Below are 15468 nucleotides of genomic sequence, written 5' to 3'. Positions count from 1 at the left end.
CGTACGCAGCCCAGAACCAACCACCGGCTCGGAATATCGGCCGCCGTTCCTATTTCGGACGGCATGCCCGCTATCTGCTTCCGGTACCGCCGTGCAGTTGGTTCCTCAATTCGATTGCCTGCGGAAGGTAGCCAGCCAATTCGCCGATCCACTCGCTGAAACTGACACCGATGCTCTGCACGGGTTCGGTAGCAGAATATATCCAGAATTCCGGGTCGGGATCGGCCAGATTTTCCGGACGGAAATAGTAAAAGCTATACCCTTGATGCGTCTGGAAGATGAACCCGGATTCGAAAGGGGAGAAATCTTCACTGTAGTCATCGACCACAAACTCACGCGCGACAGTCTTGGCCTCCAACAGCCATTCGTAGTCCCACTCACCCCCACGGCTCAGCCAGTACGGATCTCTGCCACCGTACTCCAAGAATTCTCGATACGACGCTGGTATCTGCTCCACCCCCTGAGACCTCAAGAGAGTTTCGATATCGCCCTGTGTGCACCCAGTGATCGATTCTCGGTTCACCCACCCTCCGGCTATCAGAGGCCGTGCCAACTGCTCCATAAATCCCATTTCGAGTTCCTTTCCCAGCTCATACCTAAAGGGTCGGCCGATTCCTCTGCACAGGTGGATACGGAAGGACGTATGACACTTCTACCTCCAAGTTAGGATACATCCGCTGAAATTGTCGAATAGTCGGATTGCAGGACTCACAAGGTTCCTGTTCGGAGAGCATTCGGACTCGGCCTTGCACCGGGTTGGTGCCGTCCGGTCCTACGGGGAATTCTGTACTCAATTGCGATACGAGATGTTCCAGCATGTTGTTCTCTGCGTCATTGGCTCGAAATCCGCGCGGCGGAGCGGGATCAGGAACGATCACGTTGGAGCTGCACGGAGGCGCGACGGGCGGGCCATCTACCCCGGAAGGATAGTTTCGTGAGACATCATTTCGGCCGCTGAAGCCGGCAAATTCACCCGATATACCCTCTATATCGAACTGCAGCGCTCCGCCCATTGTGCGCCAACCGACTCCGGCGGTTCTCCGGGCGGCACGTTGGAGATCGACGAGGTCACGAATGGATGGATCATCGGCATCGAACATTCGTATCGCCGGAACGTTGGGATCTTCGGTTCCGGGTCCGCTCTCACTATGTGTCGCGTCCGGCCCAGGTGAAAGCGGTTCGGCATCGGCCCTATCTCTGCCGTCGATCGGCCGGGAGCGTTCGGGGTCGTCCGCGAGCGGCCCGGAAGTATCGGCAGCGGCCGCGGAGCTGCGGTCGGAAATACTCTCGACCCGAGCGTCGGTTGGCTCCGACTGTGCAGATCGCTCTAGAACTGGAACGTCCCGGCCTGTGGCCAGGTCCCGGTCTCCTGACTCCGGTCCTCCGCCCAAGCCGCCGCTTCGCTGCACGCCGGGTGGATCACCTGCACGTTGGTCACCATGTGGAACGTTTGCTTGTTGATCAGCAGCAGATGATCGATCGGGGGTTCCGCCGGCGGGTCGGTCAGTGACCGGGCCTGTACCCGGTACTCGATGTCGGTCGGGGTTTCCCGGGTCGCCTGGATCTGCACGGTCCAGGTCGGGGGATACACCCGGGCGCCCTGGACCGGTTGGCCCGACCGGATCGCCTGGTCGAACTCCTGGCCGATCACTTCCGGGGGCAGGCTGCGGTGTTCGGTGATCACTCCGGTCTGTTTGTTCACCACGAAGTTCCCCAGACCCAGGCCCAGGCCGGCCGCCATCTCCTGCTGGGTCAGGATCGGACGGCACACCCATCCGAACTCCGTCTCCAGGAGGCTGAACTCCGCCTCCGGGCCGAACGGCTCCCTCAGGTACTGGGCCACTTGGTTGCTGGTGCGGAACGGGAGCTCCGGGTGCATTGACGACTCCTTGCTGAGGGGGTACCGGGATGGAGTACAGCTGATTCGAGTTCGCCACCATAGCGGGCGGCGGGAACGATGAGGTCTGTCCCGATTGGGGATCCCACCACACAGGACCGCCGGCGCCGTAGGGGTAGACGACGACGGTGGCGTGGCTTCCACCCTGACTCCAACTGTTCACCACCAGCGCCGAGGATCCGGGCCCCATCGCGGCGATGTGGTTGTGCAGGTCGAAGAATTGCTGCGGCACCGACACATTCGGGTTGTGCGCCTGCAACGGAGTCCCCAGCCAGGCAGCCGCTCGTTCGACACCACCGACCTCTCCCGATACCCGGTCGAGGCGGAACAATCCTTGGCGATCCCGCCAGCGTGGCGCCGAGACCTGAGGATCTCCGTAGAACGACGACAGCGCCGACAGAGAACAGTCGAGACAGTTGTTGCCGCGGCCGGCGGTCGTCGGACCGCCGTCGTTCACCAACTGGCCGTATGGGTGATAGCGAGGGTCGGCGCCTACGACGAATCTGTTGCCGTTCCGGAGTGAATCCTCGACCATCTGCTGATACGCCGGATTTTCGACGGGGCGAAGCCTGCCTCGCCCCTCGACACGTGAGTCCGACGGATTCGGGAAACGCGGAGCGGTATTCGCACGAGCTATGTCATTGCTGAGTGCCCGCAGGTCATTCGGGGTGAGCGTCGGGTCGTTGCCCGGCCCGACCGGATCCAATCCGAGTTGCTGTCGAACGTTGTCGGTGATCGTTTCGGGAGTGGAATCGACCGACCAGGTATTGGTGCCTCCCGGCGGACCCTGCGAGGTGCTGATATGCACATCGGCGTCGTAGGGGTTGGGTGTGAACACGACATCCACCAGCACTCGGTCGCCGCTGACGAGTTGCGGTGCGGTGTTCAGATCACGATCGATGCTGTGCTCGGTGTTCGCGATCAGCCGGTTGATATCGGCCGAGGTCACATTCGGACCGAGCGTGGGATGGACTCGCACGGTGAGTACATGCAGCGTCTCACCGTTCGGTAGCCGATGTTGCGTAGTGCGGTATGCCGGGCGTCCGTGCGGGTTTCGGCTGCTTCGCACCGGAGTCACCCGGTTTCCGAGTGGAGGTTGGTTGCGGTGGAACTCGCGCGCCGCGCGGGCCGCTCGAATATCGCTGCCCGACCGGTTGGGGCGATGCCGGTCCGGCCGCCACCGCGAACGACCGGGATCGGCCGGACCCGGTGTGGGTGACGGCGCATTCCGGTGTGGGCCGCCGGGTGATGGCGGGTCGGCAGGCCTCGAGTTGGGCGGTCCCGCAGGTTCTGGACCGGAACCCGCGGGGTTGGCCGGTAGAACCGGGGGCGGCTGTCCACCGGTATCTGCGTTCGCTGAATGCGTCGGCTCGGGCGAACTCCAGATGGGATCGTTCGAAGGGCTCGTCGGCGCCCTGGGTGATCGATCGGGCTGGGTCGGCTCGGATGGGGAGTCTCTCGATGTTTCGTCAGCTGCCCGTGATGGGGCGGCCGTGTCGGTCCGAATCGTGGACGTTCTGTCGGCGGTATTTGCACGGGAGGGATCGGATGGATTCGATGGATCGTCCGGCCCACGGGTTCCGGCATCGGCGGAGTCGGCACGGTCGGTGGTCGGCGAGGGCCGGCTCGGGATCGGCGGCCGGGCGAAATCGGCCAGGAAACGCGCGTGGTTGGCCGGGTCGAAGAGGTTGTAGGGGTAGCCCGGTGTATTCGGTGTCGTGTCCGGGGTCGGGGCCGGTGTGGCGGGCGTGATCTGATCGCGGACGCTCTCGGCAGCAGCAGGGTCACGGGTGGGTCCGGCGGATTGGGATGCGGGTGGCCGGGCCCGAGTTCCCGAGGAGGGATTCGCGCCGGCCGAAGCCGGAGTTGCCGCTGTCTCCGGGGACGAATTGGCGCGAGGAGCGTCTGCTGAAGAACCAATCGAGGTGGGCGGAGCAACAGGCCCGGATTGGACCGGCGGTGTCGCGGTGGCGGCCGAGGTGGTGGTCGTTTCCGCAGCAGAGGTTTCGAGCGTTGTCGCGGGCGCGGGATTCGACGTCCGGGGAACCTCGGCGGGCTGGGTTCCAGCGAGCGGGGTTTCGCCGGTGGTCGTCTGGCCCGGTGTTGTGGCATCACCCGTGGTTGTTGTGGGCCCCTGGTCGGTGCGTGACGGACCGGGGTGGTCCGGGGTCGTGGACTGAGTAGTGGGCAGACTCGACGTGGACGGCGGCGGGGCGGGTGTCGTCGCTCCGGGGACACTCTGCGACGGAGGGTTTCCTTGACCGTTCGACATATCCGAGCCGGTCGAGGTTGTCGTGCCGGTCGGCGTACCCGTGGTGGTCGGCGTGCCCGGGGCGGTCGAGGTCGAGGTATCCGGGGTGGTCGAGGGCGCGGGATTTGTGGTGGAGGGTGTTCCGGTATCCGGAAAGGCCGGGGTTTCGGGGCCGAGGTCGAGACTGGAAGTCTGCGGTGGTGTTTCCGGGCTTGCTTCGGGGGTCGGATTCGCTGCGGTGGGCTCGTCGGCTGCGCCCGGTATGCCAGTGGTGTCCGGCGAGTTCCGGGACTCGGCGGGCGAATCGCCGGCCTCCGTTCGGTTTCCGCTGTCGGAGGTCTGGGGTGGCGTATCCGCAGTACCGGAGTCGGTCGGCTGCACCTGTTGTGTATCCGGTGAACCCGTCGGCGGCTGCTGTCGGTCCGGAGTTCCGGTGTCCGAGGGCGTCGACTGTGATGAGCCGGGGTTGTCGGTTCCTGATTCGGTCGGTCGCTGTGAATCAGGCGTTTCGGTAGACGGCGAGTTCTGCTGAGAGCTGGGGGTCTCCGCGGACGGACTGTCCTGGCCGGTGGGCTGCGAACCGGTCTCCGCGGGTTGTCCGGGTGGCTGCTGACCCGACGCCGATGCCGGTGTCTGCGTGGAGGTGTCCGGAGTCGATGGCGGATTCGTACCCGCCGGCTGGGTCGGCTGTTGGCTCTGGTTCTGCGACTGGTCTGGAGTGCCCTGGTCGCCTGGGTCCTGTTCACGGCCCGGGTCGGGTGCGTCGTTATCGCCGCTCTGCTGGTCGCCGGTGTCCGGCGACTCGTTCGGCGTGTTCTCGTCACCGCTGCTGTCGTTGTCGTCTCCGGTGCTGCCGGGTCCGTCGCCGGAGTCGCTCTCCCCCAGCGTTTCCCCACCGCGCTGCAACCCGCCCGCCGCGGCCGAGGACAGGTTCTCCGGTGAGAGCGCGTTCTCCCAGCTGAATTCGCGGTCGTTGAGCGCCGCGTCGGTGGCCTCACCGGCCACCTCCCCCGCGACACTCGCCACCGTCTCCTTGCCCGCGTCTTTGGCGGCGTTCGCCAGCGGGTTCCCGCCTTCCGGACCGCCGGGGACATTCCGACTGGTCAACCCGTCGGGCCCCATCGCGCCCGTGACGGCGCCGCTGGCCGCGGCGGTCAGCGCGGCCTTGCCCGCGTCCGTCAGATCCTCGGTCGTGATCTCGTCGCGGCGTCCGGTCGCCACCTGAAGGGCCTTGGTGCCCAGATCGAGCGCTGTCTCCTCCAGCGCCGCTTCCCAGGCCCCACGCACCGCGGCCCGGGCGGCCGCTTTCAACGCGGCCTTCGACAGGATCCGCTGCACCAGCTGCTTTATCGCCGTGCGAATGGCGATCCGTGTCGCCACCTGCGCGGCCGCCGCCTCCGCCGCAGCCGCCGGGGCGCCGATCCCGGTGGACGCGGCAGCCAGCGCCACAGCCATTTCGACCGCGAAGATCGCCAGGCTCGCCAGGATCACCAGTTTGGTCTGTTCGATATCGGCCGCGCCGTCGCCGATCTCGTCGGCGAGGGTTTCGATATGGGCGATCAGACCGTCGAACGCGCCCTGACCGTGCCCCAGCTGGGTCCATCTGTCCGAGATCGCCTGTGCGGTGTCGCCTTCGATCGATGCCAGCACCTGGTCGATCGCATAGTTGGCATCGGCGTCCAGGTCTCTCAGGTCGGTGGCGAGCTGCGTCCATGCCGACTCGACCCGGCGCATCGCCGTCTCATCGCCGTCCGGCCAATCACCGGCTCCCACCACATATTTCGCCACCCACTGCAGCGATCCCGGGATCTCGATACCCATTCAGTGCACTCCCGCCGAGGTGAACGACGCTCCCGGCACGGGGTGGCGGCCACCGCTTTCCGACCCGACCCTCGAGCGGCGCATCGTCCCACCCCTCAGCCTCGACAACAGATCCATCACCCATATCCGACGTCGCCGAACGCCACCCGGTTCCCCCGATCCGGAAAATTTCCGCATCGGTCGAGCCGAGCCAGATTGTGCCATCGGTCGCGGCGGGCTGCCCGACCCGCGAACAACAGGGGCATGCCATGAGCGCCGGTGCCGATCCTGCCCTGTGGGCGATACGAACCGAGCCGGGCCGCGGGAGTTGTCCAATATGCTGGCCACTGTCCACGCGGTGCCACGCGATACCTGCCCGGACCGAATCGAACGAGGAGCTCGGGGGTGCCCGATGGTGAGCAGCGACCCGGCCGCGCAGGAAGCGGATCCGGCGCCCGATACGAGAGGAACTCACCGTGCAGAGTGAATTGTTCGCCGCCGAGAACACGGCCCAGCCCGCGACAGCTCCGGGCTTGACCGCGCAGAGCGCGAAATCCCTGAAATACGCCGTGAACGGCGAATGCCTCGCCCGGCAGGGCTCCATGGTCGCCTTCCGGGGTGACCTGCGCTTCGAGAAGAAGGGGCAGGGCGTCGGGAAGTTCCTGCAGCGCGCCCTCACCGGCGAAGGCGTGCCACTGATGACCGTGCGCGGTCAGGGCGAGGCCTGGTTCGCGCATTTCGACCGCAACTGTTTCATCGTCGACCTGGTCCAGGGTGATGCGCTCACCCTCAACGGCAGCAATGTCCTGGTGTTCGATTCGAGCCTGCACTACGACATCCGCATGGTCCAGGGCGTCGGCATGGCCGGTGGCGGACTGTTCAACTGTGTCTTTTCCGGACAGGGGCGGCTGGGGCTGGTCTGCGCCGGGACACCGATCATCATTCCGGTGCACCCGCAGGCCCCGGTTTTCGTCGATACCGACGCCGTGGTCGGCTGGAGCGCGAACCTGCAGACCTCGCTGAACCGGTCGCAAACGTTCGGTTCGATGGTGCGCGGGGGTTCCGGTGAGGTGTACCAGCTCCGGCTCGACGGTGAAGGTTTCGTCATAGTCCAGCCCAGCGAAGCCTGACCCGCTGGATATCCGGCCCGCCGTTCACGGTCTCGACGCGGTCCGCAATCGCAACAAGTGCGGGTGATTCGCCTCGTCCAGGGCGAGCGCGGCGGTCCACAGGGATACATCCAGCGCCGGGGTGATACGCCACTGGTTCGGTGGAGTCGCGGGGAGGTGGATTCGCACCGGTTCCAGTTCGGTCAGGTACCGCCCGACCACGGCCCACCACTGCCGACCGGTCGCATCGATGATCGCGGCCACGATCAGGTCGCTTTCGCCGGGCAACTGCTCGGCCGCCGCGCGGACCTGTTCGGGGATGTGCCGGTTCTCCGGCCGGTCGGCGAGCTGATCGGCGAATACGACGAACACCAGCCCGAAACCGAACATCCCCGGCCCGAGTATGTTGCGCAGGTCGGCCGCCCGCAGATGGATCGGATTGGACTCGTATTCGCTGCGTTCGCCGGTGAGGTCGACGGCAGCACAGTCGGCGTCGATGACCCGGCCGTCGAAACGGAACCCGTACAGCATCGGCATCAGCGTCGTCGGCAGTGACAGCAGATAACGGGCGGTGATCTCGTCGACGGACTCGGGATCGGGATAATGGATCGCGATCATCCGCGGCCGGCCGCGGTCGCGACGGATGTCCAGAGATCGTGCCGGACGGCGTCCCACAGCGGCGTCAGATCCGGCCATCTCTCCCGCATCTCCGCCAGGTCCGGCGACCCCGCCACCGACACCCGGCTACCGGATTCGTCGCGCACCTCGATGATTCGGACGCAGTGCCGGTCGAGCCGCCACAGCGCTCGCCATCCACCGATCTCGGTACTACGCGCGGCCCGGGACGCGCCGCTCGTCGCCGAGCGACCAACGGGCGCAGTTCGCGACCCGGAAAACGCGTGCGGGTGCGCGGCGTCGTCCACCCCGGACCTCGAGTCTCGAACCTGTCGTATCGCCCTGGTCAGCGGGCTTCCGTGTTGCTCGGCCATGTGGTTATGTTGCTGCCCGCACGCCGCGTCCGTACGGCTCAGCGAGACAGCACAATTCAGCTTGTCCGTACACACAGACCACAGTCCGGTCGACCGAGCGGCATCGTCCGAAACGGACCTTCACCTGGGCCGTTGCGGACCGACCTGGGGAAGGGGAGCTCTATGGAGAGAAGCGATCGACCCGGCTCGACACTGCCGCGACGGCATCTGGGCCGTGCACTACGGGAGGCGCGAGAGGGGGTGGGGTTCACCCTCGAACAGGCAGCGCGAGAGATGGAGATGAGCAAAACCGCCCTCATCCGGCTCGAGAAGGGGCACAACGAGAAGGTCAAACTGCGGGATGTGGAGGGGTTCGGGAGGCTGTATGAGCTCGATGACACGCACATCGAGGATCTGAAAGAGCTGGCGCAGCAAGCGGCGACCAAGTCCTGGTGGAACGAAACCCGCCGCTTGTTCAGAGGCGGGTTCACCACCTATCTAAGGCTCGAATCAGTGGCATCTCACCTGAGTACCTTCCAGCCTTCGATCATCCCCGGCCTCCTACAATCGCTCGAATACACGAGAGCTGTGGAAGGACCATTCTTCTCGGAGGATACGCAAGAAGACCTCGAACGCCGTATCGCGCTGCGTATACGCCGAGCAGCCATCCTTACTCGGAGAAACAGTCCTGCGTCAGCAGAGTTCTTAGTGCATGAGAGCGCTCTGCACACGCGGGCGGGGTCGGCGTCGGTAATGAGTGCCCAGCTGCGGCATATGGCCGATATGAGCACGCTCTCCAACGTTTCCGTGCGAATACTCCCGTTCGCAGCAGGCTTTCCAGGAAAATGGAACCCGGTTCTTCCCTACATCATCCTCGATTTCCCCGAGCGCAGTCGGGAGTTCCGGGACGAGCCGCCCGTCGTCTACACCGAAACAACTACTGGATCGATGTTTTTCGAGAGTGCAGCGGACCTGAGGATATACCGTGAGATTCACGAGACACTCCGGCACGCAACTCTGGACGAACAGCGATCACGAGACCTGCTGCGACAAATAGCAAGGAGATACACGTCATAACGTTCGATCCGACTCACGCCCACTGGTTGAAATCATCACGCAGCTACGCGGCACGAGAATGCGTCGAAGTCGCCTGGCTCGACGCGGGGAATGTCGGAGTCAGGGCCCCGAAGTGCTCGCCGGGGCCCGCACTGGTCTTGACCGAGTACCGGCCTCGAGACCGCAGATAACTGCGGGGCAGGGTCGATCGCGCAGGTCGAGATCTCGTCAGGTAGGTAGCCGCGGCGGCGCAGATAGACGGTCGCCATGGGCCGCTCACCCACCAGGTACGCGGTATCGAGTCGGCAAGTTACCCGGTATGGTGAATTCGGGTCCGTGTGGAACGTTCACACGTCGTGGCAGGAGGGGAATGCTTACCGCGAAAAAGTACTGGGCAGGGATCGCGGTTCACGCCGCGCTTGCCGTGTCGGCCGCGTTGCTGGTAGCTGGGTGCGCAAGCACCGTCGGTGGGGAACCCGAGGTGGAGGGGCAGTCGACAAACAGCGGTGAGGCATCTGTCGAGTGGAACCCGTGCTCGCAGCTGCCGGAAGAGGCCTTGCGAGCCACCGGAGCAGATCCTTCGCAGAAGATCGATACAATCGACGCGCCCGGTGATCGTGCACTGTTTCGGGTCTGTTCCTGGGATTCGGTCGACGGGCCTTATCACGTGGGCATCGGCTCGACCGCACTCACCCAGGATGAGTGGTACGACAACACCGAGGTCACGGACGTCAAGCCGCAGAAGATCAACGACCGTGCCGGGTTGAGTTTCTATCCCGACAATGGCGAGCAGCCGATCCGCGCATGCTACGTGAGCCTCCCGATGGAAGGTGGCTCGCTCTTTATCAATGTCGACTGGCAGTACAGCCAGCGCAACTCGATGCCGGAGTCTCCGCCGTGTGCGCTGGTGATACAGCATGCAGAGAAGCTGGAACCGTATCTGCCCAACTAGCATGCTGGACGATTCAACAGGTCCGGCTTCACCGGGATCTCATCAACGGGGGAAGACACCATGGCGCAGCAAGAGCAGGACACCACGCAGGTGGCGATGCTGCAGCAGTGGCAGGGGTTGAAAACTCAGGCCGAAAACGGTGAACTACGGATGGATGCGTCGATCGTCGACAAGCTGACTGCACGCTGCGACACCTTCATAGATGAGCTGGAAGGCATGCTCAATTCATCAGGCAACCTGGCCGCGCTCACCGGCTTCGGAACGCTGAGGTCCGCCGTGGCCCTGCAGGCCAAATTCGCGGCCAAAGCTGTACAGGACTCCGATTCCGCTTCCAACCGTCTGAAGACCGCGATCGACATTGTCATCTTGATGAGGGAGACCTTCGAACTGTCCGCAGGGCGAGTTCAGGAAACCGACTCATCCACTTCCAACGCGCTGGGCAACGCAGGAGTCTAGTCATGGTCAATTTGTCTCAGTGGCTCGATCCGATTCTCAACGGCTCGGAGGAGGCATCGAAGAACAAGACCGACGACACCCATCACGCCGAGGATCAGAACACGAGTTGGAATCAGGACCGGACGGCCTTCGGCGGCGAATGGTCAGGCCTGGTCAGCGAATTCGGTGGCCAGTTCGCACCGCCCGCCATCCTGGAGAAGGATGGCTTCGCCGCGATGACACATCAACAGATCTGGGATGGTCTCGATGGTGTCAACTCCGCCATGATCAACGATTTCGCCACCGCCTGGCGCAACTTGACAGACAAGGCTCGCAACGCAAGTAAGGAATTCCTCGACGGCGTCAACGCCGACCTGGAAGCCGGCTGGAACGGCCAGTCCGGCACTGCAGCCGTGAACGGCGTCCGCGAGTTCAGCACCTCTTTCACCTCCCTCGCCGCGAGTTTCCAGATGGTCGCCCACGGCCTCGACCTGATGGAAGGCCATCTCGCCCAGGCCAAGGCATCTGTCGGCGAACCCGACTCCGTAACCCTCGGCGACAAGGTCATCAACAACCTGCCGTTCAGCGACACCTTCAAAAGCCCCCAGTACCGGGCCGACGAAGCCCAGGAAACCGCCCGCTGGGTGATGACCACCTACTACGAACCCGGCGCCACCGATGTGGACAGCAAGACCCCGATGCTGCCCGAGCCGAAGAAAACCGTCGACGACGGCAGCAACCCACCCCAGCAGCCGGTACAGCCGAATGGTGGGCAACCACCCGGGCAGACCACGCAGCCGCAGGGCACCACCACCGACGACGGCACGCGAACCGAGGACGGCACCGAGGATCCGGGTCGGACCGAGCAGGAGGATCCGCAGGCCACCGAGCCACAGAGTACGACTCCGCAGTCGACCACACCGGAAACCCCGACCAGCCCGGCGCTCACCACCGGAACTCCGACCACGACCACACCGGGGAGCCCGTCGGGCATGCCGTCCGGAACCCCTTCCGGCACACCGCAGACCACCACCCCCTTCGTGCCCGGCCAGACGGTGCAGGGTGCGCCGAAGTCCACCACCGGGACCCCGTCCGCGGCTTCGACCAGCGCGTCCAATCGGGCCGGGCGAAGCGGTATGCCGGGCATGATGTCGCCGGGAGCGCGCGGTAACAAGGGTGACGAGGACGACGAACACAAGATTCCCGACTATCTGGTGTACGACCGGGGCAGTGAACTGCTCGGCACCCAGCCGCCGGCGCTGCCGCCGGGGGGAGTGATCGGCGGGTGAGCGAGCCACAGTGGCGCCTGGACGGGGAGATGTTCTCGCAGGCGGTCCGGGCGTTCGGCCGGGATCGTCTGCCCTACCCGATCCGCGTACTGCCTCTCGGCCCCACCGAGACACCGCCGACGTTCGACGAGTACGAGCAGGTGCGGCTGGCGGCGGCGCGACGGCTGGCGGAGCTGGCCGACGAACGATTGTTCCGCACCCTGGAGACCCTGCTGGAACCGCAGGTGCGGATCGAAGTACACGGAATCTACGACCGCGGATTCGAACGGGTCGTGCGCATGCACGCGGGTGTGACCGGGCAATCCGCCACGCTCGCCGCCCAAGCCCCGGGCCCGACGAAAGATTACGGCGGGGACGTCCTACTGCACACGCTGCCTGCCCAGCAGCTGGCCGCCGAGATCGTGTCGTACCTGCCGCGCTGCGCGGCCGGGGGGTACGCCACCGTCCACGGTGCGCGCGCCGATATCGGGAAGGTCGAGTACGCCCGCCATCCCACCCGGATCTCACGGACCGAGGAGATCAACCGGATAATCCGGCGCCCGCGTTCCGGTATCGGCGAGATCGGAGTGTTCGCGGGCCCGGCGATCGACTCCCGGCTCACCGGTAACCCGCACGGGTTCCACTGGATGGACTACCTGCCGCAGGACGGCCGCTACCTGCTGATCAACCACACGAAAGAGGAATTCACCCTCACCCCGGGTGCACCGGAGGAGATCACGCGGCGACTTCAGCAAGCCGTCGTGACCGTTCGCCCGGCCGCGAGCTCCCGTCCCGGCACACGCCGCGACCACGCCCGAGATGATTTGGACGCGGACGACCGCTACTACCAGGAACGTAGTTCACGCGGCCGACCGACCTGACCCGGCTCGTCGGCGAAACATCGGGACTTCACACCGGTCGCGCGCGGGGGACGGTGGGGACATACTCCCCCTGTCACGACATGATCATCTCGCCGGGTTCGCTGCCGGGCAGTTGTTCTGAGCGCGTTCACCACTGCACGAGAAGCTCTTTCGGACCGCGCACCAGCAGCCCGGACTTCCACGGGATCTCGTCGAGCGGGGTCGCCAGACGCAGCGACGGGAACCGTTCCAGCAGCGCTTCCAGCGCGACCTGGAGTTCGACCCGCGCCAGCTGGGCTCCCAGGCAGTGGTGTGCGCCGTAGCCGAATGCCACATGCGGGTTGCGCTGCCGGGTGAGATCGAGAGATTCGGGGTCGGAGAACACGGCTTCGTCGCGGTTGGCGGCCTGGGTGTTCACGAAAACCGAATCCCCCGCCCGCACGGTGACACCGCTGAGCACCACATCCTCGGTGGCCACCCGGGGCTGTCCCGCACCGGCGCCGAGCTGCACGAAGCGCAGTAGTTCCTCGACCGCGCCCGGGATCAGCTCGGGCTCCGCGCGCAGCAACTCCCAGTACTCGCGCTGCGTGAGCAGCGAATAGGTGAAGTTGGCGATCTGGTTGGCGGTCGTCTCGTGGCCGGCGATGAGCAATCCGACACCGAGATTGACCAGTTCGCGTTCGCTGAGACGGTCCTCCTCGTCGCGGGCGGCCACCAGTGCGCCGAGCAGGTCGTCGGTGGGGCGCTGCCGGCGCTCGGCGACGACCTCGGCGAGGTAGGTCTCCAGCGCATCGCGGGCGCTCTCGATCTGCTCCCGGGTGTAGGCCGTGGTCGACAGGATCGCGTCGGAGAAATCGCGGAAGCGGTGCTGGTCACGCGGGGGCACACCGAGCATCTCGCAGATCACGGTGACCGGCAGCGGCAGCGCGAAACCCTCCACCAGATCGGCGGGCGCACCGGCGCGTTCGAGTGCGGTGAGCTTCTCGTCCACGATCTCGCGGGTGCGCGGGCGCAGTTCGGCCACCCGGCGGCTGGTGAACGCCTTCGCCACCAGTTTCCGCAACCGACTGTGCTCCGGAGGGTCCATGCTCAGCAGCGAATCGGCGCGGGCCGGTGCGGGAGTGGCGCGCGGCAGATCCTCCCGGCCGACGGTGGCCGCCCGGCTGAACCGGGGGTCCGCGAGGACCAGTTTGACGTCCTCGTAGCGGGTGACCAGCCAGCCTTCACCGCCGTAGGGCAGTTCGACCCGGCAGACGGGCTCTTCGCGGCGCAGTTTCGTGAAGAGCGGATCCATATCGAGGCGAACCGGTTCGCCGAAGGGATAGTGACGTACCTCAGTGTTCACGGTCATACGGTCTCCCTTTCCCGACGCCGGCGGCTCCGCCTGTAAGCGAGTGCTTACTTAGCCAGGGTAAGGGTCCCCGCGATGCGGAGTCAACGACGTAACAGCGTTACGCCGGAGGGAATTTCGCGTCGTTGCGTTCCAGCAACACCCCCGCGGCCCGCAGCACATGCCCGGCGACCTCCGCCGGATCCGCACTGCGCAGCGGTTCCCGATGCAGCACGGAACGGACCAGCCCGATCCCCAGCAACCAGGCCAGCAGCAGATCCGCGCGCAACTCCCCGTCGGCACCGTCGGTGAGCGTCGACAGTGCCCGCATGTACTCTTCCCCCAGTTCCCGGCGGATCACCGACGCACCTTCTTCGTGCCCACTGGACCGCAACGCGGCCTGCAGCCAATTGCCCGGTGAGACAGCCTCATCGGGCTCCAACGCGCGTTCCAGCAACCTGGACAGCAGCGCGTCGACGGGTCCGGCATCGAGCACCGAGCGCCCGCGATCGGTCATCGTCGCCCGGAACAGCTCGTCCTTGTTGCCGAAATACCGGAACAGCAGCGCCTGGTTCACCCCCGCCCGTGTGGCGATATCGCGCACGGTGGCGCGTTCGTACCCGCGTTCGGCGAACAATTCCTGCGCCGCCGCCAGAATCGCGGCCCGCGTGGCCGACGCATCCCGCCGCCGACCCACCGGCTCGTTCCCGCTGACCATGCATCCTCCGCTCACCTGCCATTTGGAAGTGCAGCGTAAGGCACACCGGATCGGACAAAGCGGGCGCCCAGCAACGCCCCCGCACACCGCCTCGGCAGAAGACACCCTGGACGCGGGCCGGGGCAGGGCTCTACGCTCGGATCACCATGCCGGAACTCCTCGGGATCAACCATCTGACGCTGGCCACGACAGACTTGGACCAGCTCGTGGCGTACTACACCGGAGTACTCGGGGCACGACTGTCCTTCGAGCGACCCGCATCCGCCACCGACCCGCGCATCGCGGTCCTCGATGTCGGCGGCGCCGACCACCTCGCGATCGTCGAGACCACCACCGGACCGTCCACCGACCTCGACCCACTCGGGCGAGCGGGCTGGGGTCTGCGGCTGGCGACCTACGCCCAGCTGTGCGAAGTACGCGAGCGGATCATGGGCGCGGGGTTACCGGCGGGGCCGATCGAAACGCTCCCCACTCAGTGGACGATGACAGCCAACGATCCCGACGGTCGCCCGGTCGACATCCGCGCCCACCGTCCCTGAACCCGCCGGCCGCGCCTGTGAGCAGCTTCGCAGGCGGCGCGAGCGGACAGGAATCGGCCGAGTTCACCGGGGCGCGCCGAGTTCGTGTCGGCGATCTCCGCGGCCCGGGTCCCGCGTTCGCCCGATCCGCACGAATCCGCCCGCCTCGACCATGACGTCGTGATGTCTCCGGATCCATCTGCACCGGCTCCTCGCGCACAGCGCCCTCCTCCACGAAAACCCAGCACGTCATGATGTCTGCGCGCGGGGTCGACAGTACCGAGTAGCCGATCCACCGCGCCGTGC

The 15468-nt window shown here is 65.7% G+C and carries 15 protein-coding genes and 3 pseudogenes; 9 read left to right on the top strand and 9 right to left on the bottom strand.

The genetic code is table 11. The annotated features are described in order from the left end of the window. Nucleotides 1-70: 70 nt before the first annotated feature. The 4 genes and pseudogenes from IEY68_RS26455 to IEY68_RS37185 form a co-directional block, all read right to left on the bottom strand. Entirely contained in the window at nucleotides 71-562 is a 492-nt protein-coding gene (locus IEY68_RS26455) for an SMI1/KNR4 family protein (RefSeq protein ID WP_373293018.1), read from the bottom strand. A 34-nt stretch (nucleotides 563-596) separates the two neighbouring features. Beyond that, nucleotides 597-989 (bottom strand): annotated as a pseudogene (locus IEY68_RS37190) (deaminase domain-containing protein); the annotation flags it as partial. A gap of 338 nt (nucleotides 990-1327) precedes the next feature. Beyond that, nucleotides 1328-1879 carry a hypothetical protein gene (locus tag IEY68_RS36460; RefSeq protein WP_058855081.1) on the bottom strand — a complete coding sequence of 184 codons (552 nt, stop codon included), beginning with the start codon at nucleotides 1877-1879 and terminating at the stop codon, nucleotides 1328-1330. Between the two features lie 100 nt (nucleotides 1880-1979). Beyond that, nucleotides 1980-2432, bottom strand: a pseudogene (locus IEY68_RS37185) (toxin glutamine deamidase domain-containing protein); the annotation flags it as partial. Nucleotides 2433-4938: 2506 nt separating this feature from the next. Here IEY68_RS37185 and IEY68_RS26445 point away from each other — a divergent pair. Beyond that, nucleotides 4939-5373 carry a hypothetical protein gene (locus IEY68_RS26445; protein ID WP_156426205.1) on the top strand — a complete coding sequence of 145 codons (435 nt, stop codon included), beginning with the start codon at nucleotides 4939-4941 and terminating at the stop codon, nucleotides 5371-5373. Nucleotides 5374-5525: 152 nt separating this feature from the next. Here IEY68_RS26445 and IEY68_RS37350 read toward each other — a convergent pair. Beyond that, nucleotides 5526-5969: pseudogene (locus IEY68_RS37350) on the bottom strand (WXG100-like domain-containing protein); the annotation flags it as partial. 455 nt (nucleotides 5970-6424) lie between these two features. Between IEY68_RS37350 and IEY68_RS26440 the strand changes: the two are divergent. Further along, on the top strand, nucleotides 6425-7078 hold the full coding sequence (locus tag IEY68_RS26440) for an AIM24 family protein (protein ID WP_058855088.1): 654 nt from the start codon (nucleotides 6425-6427) through the stop codon (nucleotides 7076-7078). Nucleotides 7079-7102: 24 nt separating this feature from the next. On the opposite strand, the gene IEY68_RS26435 is transcribed toward IEY68_RS26440, so the two are convergent. Both IEY68_RS26435 and IEY68_RS26430 read right to left on the bottom strand, forming a co-directional pair. Beyond that, on the bottom strand, nucleotides 7103-7675 hold the full coding sequence (locus tag IEY68_RS26435) for a hypothetical protein (RefSeq protein WP_058855089.1): 573 nt from the start codon (nucleotides 7673-7675) through the stop codon (nucleotides 7103-7105). After that, nucleotides 7672-8046, bottom strand: a complete 375-nt coding sequence (locus IEY68_RS26430; protein ID WP_156426206.1) for a hypothetical protein — start codon at nucleotides 8044-8046, stop codon at nucleotides 7672-7674. The genes IEY68_RS26435 and IEY68_RS26430 overlap by 4 nt, the downstream gene beginning before the upstream one ends. A 6-nt stretch (nucleotides 8047-8052) precedes the next feature. Between IEY68_RS26430 and IEY68_RS26425 the strand changes: the two genes are divergently transcribed. The 6 genes from IEY68_RS26425 (at nucleotide 8053) to IEY68_RS26400 (ending at nucleotide 12617) form a co-directional block, all read left to right on the top strand. Further along, nucleotides 8053-9102, top strand: coding sequence for a helix-turn-helix domain-containing protein (locus tag IEY68_RS26425; RefSeq protein WP_156426207.1), 1050 nt, complete (start codon nucleotides 8053-8055; stop codon nucleotides 9100-9102). Nucleotides 9103-9128: 26 nt separating this feature from the next. Then, entirely contained in the window at nucleotides 9129-9272 is a 144-nt protein-coding gene (locus IEY68_RS26420) for a DUF397 domain-containing protein (protein ID WP_229719016.1), read from the top strand. A gap of 179 nt (nucleotides 9273-9451) precedes the next feature. Beyond that, nucleotides 9452-10033, top strand: a complete 582-nt coding sequence (locus IEY68_RS26415; protein WP_063916359.1) for a DUF3558 domain-containing protein — start codon at nucleotides 9452-9454, stop codon at nucleotides 10031-10033. A 60-nt stretch (nucleotides 10034-10093) separates the two neighbouring features. After that, nucleotides 10094-10489 carry a hypothetical protein gene (locus IEY68_RS26410; RefSeq protein ID WP_058855093.1) on the top strand — a complete coding sequence of 132 codons (396 nt, stop codon included), beginning with the start codon at nucleotides 10094-10096 and terminating at the stop codon, nucleotides 10487-10489. A gap of 2 nt (nucleotides 10490-10491) precedes the next feature. Next, a complete protein-coding gene (locus IEY68_RS26405) occupies nucleotides 10492-11757 on the top strand; it encodes a hypothetical protein (RefSeq protein ID WP_058855094.1) in 1266 nt (421 codons plus the stop codon). Next, nucleotides 11754-12617: an ESX secretion-associated protein EspG gene (locus tag IEY68_RS26400; RefSeq protein ID WP_063916360.1), complete on the top strand. Its 864-nt coding sequence runs from the start codon at nucleotides 11754-11756 to the stop codon at nucleotides 12615-12617. The genes IEY68_RS26405 and IEY68_RS26400 overlap by 4 nt, the downstream gene beginning before the upstream one ends. Before the next feature lie 127 nt (nucleotides 12618-12744). Here IEY68_RS26400 and IEY68_RS26395 read toward each other — a convergent pair whose 3' ends face one another. Together IEY68_RS26395 and IEY68_RS26390 are read right to left on the bottom strand one after the other, a co-directional pair. Continuing rightward, entirely contained in the window at nucleotides 12745-13947 is a 1203-nt protein-coding gene (locus tag IEY68_RS26395) for a cytochrome P450 (protein WP_058855095.1), read from the bottom strand. 100 nt (nucleotides 13948-14047) lie between these two features. Further along, complete coding sequence (locus IEY68_RS26390) at nucleotides 14048-14644, bottom strand: TetR/AcrR family transcriptional regulator (RefSeq protein WP_058855096.1); 597 nt, start codon at nucleotides 14642-14644, stop codon at nucleotides 14048-14050. Between the two features lie 146 nt (nucleotides 14645-14790). On the opposite strand from IEY68_RS26390, the gene IEY68_RS26385 reads away from it, so the two are divergent. Then, on the top strand, nucleotides 14791-15183 hold the full coding sequence (locus tag IEY68_RS26385; RefSeq protein ID WP_058855097.1) for a VOC family protein: 393 nt from the start codon (nucleotides 14791-14793) through the stop codon (nucleotides 15181-15183). Nucleotides 15184-15468 lie beyond the last annotated feature (285 nt).

The sequence above is a fragment of the Nocardia jinanensis genome (assembly GCF_014645735.1).
GTDB lineage: Bacteria > Actinomycetota > Actinomycetes > Mycobacteriales > Mycobacteriaceae > Nocardia > Nocardia jinanensis.
Note: the sequence above shows the minus strand (reverse complement) of the source record. Positions and strands in the feature narration are given on the sequence as shown.